General features: G+C 60.4%; 7 protein-coding genes and 1 pseudogene. 6 read left to right on the top strand and 2 right to left on the bottom strand.

Annotation, left to right across the window (positions count from 1 at the left end; all coding sequences use genetic code 11):
* Positions 1-53: 53 nt before the first annotated feature.
* Together HX846_RS07450 and arcD (HX846_RS07445) are read right to left on the bottom strand one after the other, a co-directional pair.
* Positions 54-917 carry a DNA-3-methyladenine glycosylase gene (locus tag HX846_RS07450; RefSeq protein ID WP_008433096.1) on the bottom strand — a complete coding sequence of 288 codons (864 nt, stop codon included), beginning with the start codon at positions 915-917 and terminating at the stop codon, positions 54-56.
* Positions 918-919: 2 nt separating this feature from the next.
* The gene (gene arcD / locus HX846_RS07445) at positions 920-2,347 is read right to left on the bottom strand and encodes an arginine-ornithine antiporter (protein ID WP_003220058.1); all 1,428 of its coding nucleotides are present in this window, start codon (positions 2,345-2,347) and stop codon (positions 920-922) included.
* Positions 2,348-2,760: 413 nt separating this feature from the next.
* Between arcD (HX846_RS07445) and arcD (HX846_RS07440) the strand changes: the two genes are divergently transcribed.
* From arcD (HX846_RS07440) to HX846_RS07415, 6 genes and pseudogenes are all read left to right on the top strand, one after another.
* Positions 2,761-4,188, top strand: coding sequence for an arginine-ornithine antiporter (arcD, locus tag HX846_RS07440; RefSeq protein ID WP_003220056.1), 1,428 nt, complete (start codon positions 2,761-2,763; stop codon positions 4,186-4,188).
* A gap of 24 nt (positions 4,189-4,212) precedes the next feature.
* The gene (gene arcA / locus HX846_RS07435) at positions 4,213-5,469 is read left to right on the top strand and encodes an arginine deiminase (RefSeq protein WP_087692650.1); all 1,257 of its coding nucleotides are present in this window, start codon (positions 4,213-4,215) and stop codon (positions 5,467-5,469) included.
* 69 nt (positions 5,470-5,538) lie between these two features.
* A complete protein-coding gene (locus HX846_RS07430) occupies positions 5,539-6,549 on the top strand; it encodes an ornithine carbamoyltransferase (RefSeq protein WP_003220053.1) in 1,011 nt (336 codons plus the stop codon).
* Between the two features lie 64 nt (positions 6,550-6,613).
* The gene (arcC, locus tag HX846_RS07425) at positions 6,614-7,543 is read left to right on the top strand and encodes a carbamate kinase (protein WP_087692649.1); all 930 of its coding nucleotides are present in this window, start codon (positions 6,614-6,616) and stop codon (positions 7,541-7,543) included.
* A gap of 18 nt (positions 7,544-7,561) precedes the next feature.
* Positions 7,562-7,924, top strand: a complete 363-nt coding sequence (locus tag HX846_RS07420) for a DUF5064 family protein (RefSeq protein ID WP_003220051.1) — start codon at positions 7,562-7,564, stop codon at positions 7,922-7,924.
* A 184-nt stretch (positions 7,925-8,108) separates the two neighbouring features.
* Positions 8,109-8,399, top strand: a pseudogene (locus HX846_RS07415) (Fis family transcriptional regulator); the annotation flags it as partial.

Raw genomic sequence — 8,399 nt, 5'->3', positions numbered from 1 at the left:
GGGCCGCTTCGCGCCCCAGCGGTAGCACGCTCCCTCGCCACAGGTATGCAGAATCAATCCGCGCGGCTCAGTGATGTCCACAAATGCTGCGCCGCATAGGCTCTAAGCGGTCGCCAGGCCTCAGCCCGCGCCAGCAACTGGCGCGGGCTCACCGGCCCGCCTTCCAGCGCCACCAGCGCATTGATCAAACCGATATCCCCCGAGGCAAACGCATCCTGCTCGCGCATCTGGCGCATGGCGATGTACTGCGCCGTCCAGTCACCAATCCCGGGTAATGCGACCAACCGCGCCACGCCTTCCTTCAGGTTCGCCTTCGCCTGGAAAATCTGCGGGTCATCCAGCAACGCCTGGGCCACGCCCGACAAGGTACGCCCGCGACTTTTCGGCATGCCGAGGGTTGCCAAATCTGCGGCTGCCAGCACCTCGGCCGAAGGAAACACATGGGTCACACCGGCATGGGGCGTCACCAGCGGCGTGCCGTACTGCGCCACCAGCTTGCCCGCCAGCTTGATCGCCGCCACCACGGTAATCTGCTGGCCCAACACCGCGCGGATCGCCAACTCCAGCCCATCCCAGGTTCCCGGCACCCGCAAGCCAGGACGCGCCGCCACCAAGCTCGCCATCAAGGGATCATTCGCCAATTGCCGGTTGATCCGCTTCGGGTCAGCCGACAGGTCAAACATGTCCCGTAACCGCCGCTCAATTTCCGGCAACGCAGCCGGGTCGGGGAAGTCCACCGTTACCTCAAGCCAATCACCGGCCCCGGGCGACACACTGAGCCAACCCTGCTGACCGTCGACACTGATACTGCGCGAGTAAACGCCTGCGTCCACCGTCTCCATCCCGCTGATCGCCCGCGCCGACAAAAAGCCCAACATCGCCGCCCAGTCATACGGCGCCTGATACGCCAGCTGCATTCTCACAACGACAATACCCCGCTGTACAACCCATACGCCGCCAGGCTCGCCCCGGCGATCACGCAGGCGAAAATGCCTTTTTCCAGATGGGTAAACAAGGGCTGGCCCTGCTCGCGCTTGGCCAGGGCAAACAGGATCACGCCCGGTGCATACAGCAGCGCCGACAGCAGCAAGTACTTCAGGCCACCGGCGTAGAGCAGCCACACCGCATAGGCCAGGGCGATCAGGCTCACCAGCAGGTCCTTGGTGCGTTCGCCATGGGCGCCTTCGTAGGTTTCACCGCGGCCGCTCAACAGCACCGCATACGCCGCCGACCACAGATAGGGCACCAGGATCATCGACGACGCCAGGTAGATCAGGGTGGTGTAGGTACTTTCCGAAAACAGCGTGATCACCAGGAACAGCTGGATCATCACATTGGTCAGCCACAGCGCATTGACCGGCACCTGATTGACGTTTTCCTTTTTCAGGAACGCCGGCATGGTCTTGTCATGGGCGGTGGCGTAGAGGATTTCGGCGCAGAGCAATGCCCACGACAGCAGCGCGCCCAACAGCGAAACCGCCAGGCCGATGCTGATCAACAGCGCGCCCCACGGGCCAACGATATGTTCCAGCACCCCGGCCAGGGACGGGTTTTGCAGGTTGGCCAGTTCCGGCTGGCTCATGATCCCGAGCGACAGCAGGTTGACCAATACCAGCAGTGCCAACACCCCCAGGAAACCGATGACCGTGGCCCGGCCCACGTCCGAGCGTTTCTCGGCCCGCGCCGAGTAGACACTGGCGCCCTCGATGCCGATAAACACAAACACCGTGACCAGCATCATGTTGCGCACCTGATCCACCACGCCGCCGAAATTCGGATTACTCAGGCCCCAGATATCCCGGGTAAAGATATCGGCCTTGAATGCCACGGCGGCGATCACGATAAACATCACCAGCGGTACGATCTTGGCCACGGTGGTGATCTGGTTGATGAACGCCGCCTCCTTGATCCCGCGCATCACCAGGAAATGCACCGCCCACAACAACACCGACGCGCAGCCAATCGCTACCGGGGTATTGCCCTGGCCGAACACCGGAAAAAAGTAGCCGAGGGTACTGAATAGCAACACGAAGTAACCGACGTTGCCCATCCAGGCACTGATCCAGTAGCCCCAGGCCGACGAGAAACCCATGTAGTCGCCAAACCCGGCCTTGGCGTACGCGTATACGCCGGAATCCAGTTCCGGCTTGCGGTTGGCCAGGGTCTGGAACACAAAGGCCAGGGTCAGCATGCCCACGGCGGTAATGCCCCAGCCAATCAACACCGCGCCTACCTCGGCCCGCGCCGCCATGTTCTGCGGCAACGAGAAAATCCCGCCGCCGATCATCGAGCCCACCACCAGGGCGATCAAGGCATTGAGGCGCAGCTTTTCCGAGGATTGGGACATGAATACTCCTGAACAAAACAACCATTGAGCCAACAACTGTGCACTCAACTAATTTATTAAGCCGGCGCAGCGTTTATTAGATATAGCCAATAAAGGCGCCTGTTTCATAACTTAAAGGCATGACAATAAACAGCGTTAAGGCAAATTTATAATTTAAATAACGCTGCGCTGTAAAAGTTTGCATATCTGCAAATACGGGCTAGCTTCAAAGGTCCATGCTAATGAGAAAACCTGTTGTTTGAAACGCAGAACCGCTCTACGACGAGCCTCTGCGAGGCACTTGAGCGCCCGTACCTTTCATCATAAGTCATTAATTCACAATGGAATGTGCCAATGAAGTGATCTGAGTCAGCTGTTTGATTAGCGCACGGATTTATTCTGTGGTCTCTCTTCTCCTGCATTGGAGTCATGCGATGTCTGAATCTCCCGGAAAACTTCGACTCGGCGCACTGGTTGCACTTGTCGTGGGTTCAATGATTGGTGGCGGGATCTTCTCACTGCCGCAAAACATGGCGGCCAGCGCCGATGTCGGCGCGGTACTGATTGGTTGGGTGATCACCGCCGTGGGCATGTTGACCCTGGCGTTCGTGTTCCAGACCCTGGCCAATCGCAAGCCCGACCTCGACGGCGGGGTCTATGCCTACGCCAAGGCCGGGTTTGGCGACTACATGGGTTTCTCATCCGCCTGGGGTTACTGGATCAGTGCCTGGTTGGGCAACGTCGGCTATTTCGTGCTGCTGTTCAGCACCCTCGGTTACTTCTTCCCCATCTTCGGCGAAGGCAACACCCCGGCGGCGGTGATCGGCGCGTCGGTGCTGCTGTGGGCCGTGCACTTCCTGGTACTGCGCGGGATCAAGGAAGCCGCGTTCATCAACCTGGTGACCACCATCGCCAAGGTGGTGCCGCTGGTGCTGTTTGTGTTGATCGCGCTCTTCGCGTTCAAGCTGGACATCTTCACCGCCGACATCTGGGGCGTGAAAAACCCGGACCTGGGCAGCGTGATGAACCAGGTGCGCAACATGATGCTGGTCACCGTCTGGGTGTTCATCGGCATTGAAGGCGCAAGCATCTTCTCGTCCCGCGCCGAAAAACGCTCCGACGTCGGCAAGGCCACCGTGATTGGTTTTATCACCGTGCTGCTGTTCCTGATGCTGGTGAACGTGCTGTCCCTGGGGATCATGACCCAACCGGAATTGGCCAAGCTGCAAAACCCGTCGATGGCCGCCGTGCTGGAGCACGTGGTGGGTCACTGGGGCGCGGTATTGATCAGCGTCGGCTTGATCATTTCCTTGCTGGGGGCGCTGCTGTCGTGGGTGCTGCTGTGTGCGGAGATCATGTTCGCCGCCGCCAAGGACCACACCATGCCGGAGTTCCTGCGTAAGGAAAACGCCAACCACGTGCCGGCCAACGCCCTGTGGCTGACCAACGCCATGGTGCAGATTTTCCTGGTGATCACGCTGTTCTCGGCCAGCACTTACCTGTCGCTGATCTACCTCGCCACCTCGATGATCCTGGTGCCTTACCTGTGGTCGGCGGCCTATGCACTGCTGCTGGCGGTGCGCGGTGAAACCTATGAAAGCGCCCCGGGCGAACGCAGGAAAGACCTGCTGATCGGCGCCATCGCGTTGATCTACGCGGTCTGGCTGCTGTACGCCGGTGGCACCAAGTACCTGTTGCTGTCCGCCCTGCTCTACGCCCCTGGCGTGATCCTGTTCGCCATGGCCAAGCATGAATTGGGCAAACCGATTTTCACCAACGTCGAGAAGCTGATTTTCGCCGCAGTCGTCATAGGCGCCCTCGTGGCGGGCTATGGCCTCTACTCCGGCTTCCTGACCCTGTAATCATTGTTCACTGGAGGATCTGTAATGACCACGGAAAAAGTGAAGTACGGCGTACATTCCGAAGCCGGCAAACTGCGCAAAGTCATGGTGTGCTCCCCAGGTTTGGCCCACCAGCGGCTGACCCCAAACAACTGCGATGAACTGCTGTTCGATGACGTGCTGTGGGTAGCCCAGGCCAAGCGCGACCACTTCGACTTCGTGACCAAGATGCGCGAGCGCGACATCGATGTGCTGGAAATGCACAACCTGCTGACCGACATCGTCGCCATCCCCGAAGCGCTGGACTGGATCCTGGCGCGCAAGATCACCGCCAACCAGGTGGGCCTGGGGCTGGTCAATGAGGTCAGCTCGTGGCTGCGCAGCCTGGAGCCGCGCAAGGTCGCCGAGTACCTGATCGGTGGCGTGTCGGCCGATGACCTGCCGAGCAGTTTCGGTGGCAAGACCATCGAGATGTTCCGCGATTTCCTCGGCCACTCAAGCTTCATCCTGCCGCCGCTGCCCAACACCCAGTTCACCCGCGACACCACCTGCTGGATCTACGGCGGCGTGACGCTGAACCCGATGTACTGGCCGGCGCGACGCCAGGAAACCCTGCTGGCCAGCGCCATCTACAAATTCCACCCCGAGTTCACCAACGCGGACTTCCAGGTGTGGTACGGCGACCCTGACCAGGAACACGGCAACGCCACCCTGGAAGGCGGCGACGTGATGCCGATTGGTAACGGCGTGGTGTTGATCGGCATGGGCGAGCGTTCCTCGCGCCAGGCCATCGGCCAACTCGCCCTGAACCTGTTCAAGCACAAGGCCGTGGAGCGTGTGATCGTCGCCGGCCTGCCAAAATCCCGCGCGGCGATGCACCTCGACACCGTGTTCAGCTTCTGCGACCGCGACCTGGTCACGATCTTCCCGGAAGTGGTCAACCAGATCGTCGCCTTCACCCTGCGCCCGGACGAGACCAAGCCCGGCGGCATCGACATCCAGCGCGAAAAAACCAACTTCCTCGACACCGTCGCCGCCGCCCTGAACCTCAAGGCCCTGCGTGTGGTGGAAACCGGCGGCAACAGCTTCGCCGCCGAGCGCGAGCAGTGGGATGACGGCAACAACGTAGTGGCCGTGGAGCCTGGCGTGGTGATCGGCTACGACCGCAACACCTACACCAACACCTTGCTGCGCAAGGCCGGTGTGGAAGTCATCACCATCAGCGCCGGTGAACTCGGCCGTGGCCGTGGCGGCGGCCACTGCATGACTTGCCCGATCATTCGCGACCCAATCGACTACTGATATTCAAACCCTGGCCGCCGCTCATAAGGCGCCGGCCAGGGGGATAACCTAAACAGAAGGAGATCCACCATGGCTTTTAATATGCGCAACCGCAGCCTGCTGTCGCTGATGCACCACACCACTCGCGAGCTGCACTACCTGCTGGACCTGTCCCGCGACCTCAAGCGCGCCAAATACACCGGCACCGAGCGTCCGCACCTGAAGGGCAAAAACATCGCGCTGATCTTCGAAAAAACCTCGACCCGCACGCGTTGCGCGTTCGAAGTCGCGGCCCACGACCAGGGTGCCCACGTCACCTACATCGACCCGGTGTCGTCGCAGATCGGCCACAAGGAAAGCATGAAGGACACCGCCCGCGTCCTCGGCCGGATGTTCGATGCCATCGAGTACCGTGGCTTTGAACAGGAAATCGTCGAAGAGCTGGCCAAGTTCGCCGGGGTGCCGGTGTTCAACGGCCTGACCGCCGAATTCCACCCCACCCAGATGATCGCCGACACCCTGACCATGCGCGAGCACAGCGACAAGCCGCTGCATGACATCAGCTACGCCTACCTGGGCGACGCCCGCTACAACATGGGCAACTCGCTGCTGATGATCGGCGCCAAGCTGGGCATGGACGTGCGCATCGGCGCACCGAAAGCCCTGTGGCCCCATGCTGATTTCATCAAGCAGTGCCAGGCATTCGCCGAGGAAAGCGGCGCGCGCATCACCATCACCGAAGACCCGAAGGAAGCGGTGAAAGGCGTGGACTTCATCCACACCGATATCTGGGTGTCCATGGGCGAACCCGTGGAAGCGTGGGACGAGCGCATCGAGCAACTGCTGCCGTACCAGGTCAACGCCAAGATGATGAAGGCCTCGGGCAATCCCCGCGTGAAATTCATGCACTGCCTGCCGGCGTTCCACAACAGCGAAACCAAGGTCGGCAAGGACATCGCCGCGCGTTATCCAAACCTGGCCAATGGCGTGGAAGTGACCGAAGAAGTGTTTGAGTCCCCGGCCAACATTGCCTTTGAACAGGCGGAAAACCGCATGCACACCATCAAGGCGATCCTGGTGTCGGCGCTGGCGGATATCTAAACCAATACCGCTCCCACATTTGGCCCGGTGTTCACAACGCTGGATTCTGGAAGGACAACCTTATATGCGTATCGTCGTTGCACTGGGCGGCAACGCCCTTCTGCGCCGTGGTGAACCCATGACCGCAGACAATCAACGGGCCAATATCCGCATCGCCACCGAACAGATCGCCAAGATCCACAAAGGCAACGAGCTGGTGATTGCCCACGGCAATGGCCCGCAAGTGGGCCTGCTGTCGCTGCAGGCTGCCGCCTACACCCAGGTTTCACCTTACCCGCTGGATGTGTTGGGAGCCGAAACCGAAGGCATGATCGGCTACATCATCGAACAGGAACTGGGCAACCTGCTGGACTTCGAAGTGCCGTTCGCCACACTGCTGACCCAGGTCGAAGTCGACGCCAAGGACCCGGCCTTCCAGAACCCGACCAAACCCATCGGCCCGGTGTACTCCAAAGCCGAAGCGGAAAAACTGGCCGCTGAAAAAGGCTGGGCGATTGCCCCCGATGGCGACAAGTATCGCCGCGTGGTGGCCAGCCCACGGCCAAAACGGATCTTTGAAATCCGCCCGATCCAGTGGCTGCTGGAAAAAGGCAGCATCGTGATCTGCGCCGGTGGCGGCGGGATTCCGACGATGTATGGCGAAGACGGCAAGCTCAAGGGCATTGAAGCCGTGATCGACAAAGACCTGTGCTCCTCGTTGCTGGCCGGGCAACTGGACGCCGATTTGCTGGTGATCGCCACCGACGTCAATGCCGCCTTTATCGACTTCGGCAAGCCCACCCAGAAAGCCATCGGCCAGGCACACCCGGACGAAATCGAAAAGCTCGGCTTCGCCGCCGGCTCCATGGGACCCAAGGTCCAGGCCGCGTGCGAGTTCGCCCGCCAGACTGGAAAAACCGCAGTGATCGGTTCACTCTCGGACATCGAAGCGATCGTCCAGGGCAGCGCCGGCACCCGCATCAGTACCGCAAAACCTGGCATCACCTACCTGTGAAGTAGAGGAGAAACGCCTATGGCTACCTTTGAACCTGGTCACCTGCACATCGAACGCCACGCGCTGAACAAGGATGACTACAGCTACAACCTGTGCATCGACTACGAAGTCAGCCAGGACCCAAAGGAAGGCAAGGGAATGCTCTTCAAGATGCACGGCACGGTGCAGGGCAAGGAGCTCAAGGAAGAGTTCTTCCTGCCCAAGGACCAGTCGTTCGACTTCGCCCGGCAGGCGATGAACATCGCGCAGAAGTACGGCATGCCGAAGATTGCCGTGCTCAATGGCCAGATGCACAAGCAGTACGATTTGATGTTTGAGGATGTGCGCCATCAGTTGGATGTGAAGCCTGGGGATCCGGTCAAACCCGAACACCTCGAATAACCTGATTTCCCAGGCACCAACCATCAAATGTGGGAGCGGCGGTGCGACGATTCGACTTGCTCGCGAATGCGGTGTATCAGTTGATACATCCGGTGACTGACACACCGNNGCTCCCACATTTTGATCTCTATCTTCTCCAAGGCATACTTGCCACCTCTCGCTCGCCAGAACCAAAAACAGCCCCATGCGTATCCACGTCAGCTTCATCGACCGCGTCGGCATCACCCAGGAAGTCCTGGCCTTGCTCGGTGGGCGCAATCTGAACCTGGATGCGGTGGAAATGGTTCCGCCCAACGTCTACATCGACGCCCCGACCCTGAGCGCCGAGGTACTGGAAGAGCTGCGTGATGCACTGTTCAGCGTGGGCGGCGTGCAAGCCGTGACCGTGGTCGACATCCTCCCCGGCCAGCGCCAGCACCTGCAACTCGACGCCCTGCTCGCCGCCATGACCGACCCGGTACTGGCCCTGGACAGC

Source organism: Pseudomonas sp. K5002 (assembly GCF_013386655.1).
In the GTDB taxonomy this organism is placed as follows: domain Bacteria; phylum Pseudomonadota; class Gammaproteobacteria; order Pseudomonadales; family Pseudomonadaceae; genus Aquipseudomonas.
The sequence above is the reverse complement of the archived record's forward strand: the minus strand, read 5'-3'. Positions and strand labels throughout refer to the sequence as shown.

What these genes read in the sequence shown, in the direction of transcription:
- HX846_RS07450 (WP_008433096.1), bottom strand. Translation starts at nt 917, where the DNA reads ATGCAGCTGGCGTATCAGGCGCCGTATGACTGGGCGGCGATGTTGGGC.
- arcC (WP_087692649.1), top strand. Translation starts at nt 6,614, where the DNA reads ATGCGTATCGTCGTTGCACTGGGCGGCAACGCCCTTCTGCGCCGTGGT.
- arcD (WP_003220058.1), bottom strand. Translation starts at nt 2,347, where the DNA reads ATGTCCCAATCCTCGGAAAAGCTGCGCCTCAATGCCTTGATCGCCCTG.
- arcA (WP_087692650.1), top strand. Translation starts at nt 4,213, where the DNA reads ATGACCACGGAAAAAGTGAAGTACGGCGTACATTCCGAAGCCGGCAAA.
- arcD (WP_003220056.1), top strand. Translation starts at nt 2,761, where the DNA reads ATGTCTGAATCTCCCGGAAAACTTCGACTCGGCGCACTGGTTGCACTT.
- HX846_RS07420 (WP_003220051.1), top strand. Translation starts at nt 7,562, where the DNA reads ATGGCTACCTTTGAACCTGGTCACCTGCACATCGAACGCCACGCGCTG.
- HX846_RS07430 (WP_003220053.1), top strand. Translation starts at nt 5,539, where the DNA reads ATGGCTTTTAATATGCGCAACCGCAGCCTGCTGTCGCTGATGCACCAC.